The organism is Streptomyces ossamyceticus (assembly GCF_001418475.1).
Classification (GTDB): domain Bacteria; phylum Actinomycetota; class Actinomycetes; order Streptomycetales; family Streptomycetaceae; genus Streptomyces; species Streptomyces ossamyceticus.
Map to the genome: position 1 here is coordinate 1 of NZ_LIQX01000430.1, position 336 is coordinate 336.

Here is a 336-nt window from a genome sequence, read left to right on the forward strand (position 1 = left end):
GCCGCCCCGGCCCCGGCGCCCGCCCTGTTCACCTGGGAGTTCGCCACCGACCCCTATCCCGCCTACGCCTGGCTCCGTGAGCACGCGCCCGTGCACCGTACGAAGCTGCCCAGCGGCGTGGAGGCCTGGCTGGTCACCCGGTACGCCGACGCCAAGCAGGCCCTCGCCGACCAGCGTCTGTCCAAGAACCCGGCGCACCACGACGAGCCCGCGCACGCCAAGGGCAAGACAGGGATCCCCGGTGAGCGCAAGGCCGAGTTGATGACGCATCTGCTGAACATCGACCCACCGGACCACACCCGGCTGCGCCGTCTCGTCTCCAAGGCCTTCACGCCG

Annotated in this window: 1 pseudogene; it reads left to right on the plus strand. The window is 71.4% G+C overall.

The window, feature by feature from the left end:
• Positions 1–336: pseudogene (locus AOK15_RS47360) on the plus strand (cytochrome P450); the annotation flags it as partial.